This window comes from Pantoea sp. UBA5923 (genome assembly GCF_002431095.1).
Taxonomy (GTDB): domain Bacteria; phylum Pseudomonadota; class Gammaproteobacteria; order Enterobacterales; family Enterobacteriaceae; genus Pantoea; species Pantoea piersonii.
In genome coordinates, this window is sequence record NZ_DJDN01000056.1 from 1 (window position 1) to 209 (window position 209).

Here is a 209-nt window from a genome sequence, read left to right on the forward strand (position 1 = left end):
GGAATGATATAGCCCTTTTCATTGAGTCCATGATCGACTGAAGCGGTGTAGAGCTCCACGTCCGGATGCGCCTTCTCCAGCGCGGCGATCCCTTCTGGCGCGGCAACCAGAACCAGCACCTTAATGCTGGTGCAGCCCGCTTTCTTCAGCAGATCGATAGTGGCGATCATCGAGCCGCCCGTTGCCAGCATCGGATCGACCACCAGCGC

General features: G+C 58.9%; 1 protein-coding gene. It reads right to left on the minus strand.

Annotation, left to right across the window (positions count from 1 at the left end; genetic code table 11):
* Positions 1–209, minus strand: a 209-nt coding sequence (locus B3797_RS13230; RefSeq protein WP_311791318.1) for a uracil phosphoribosyltransferase, incomplete at both ends; no start/stop codon positions are given.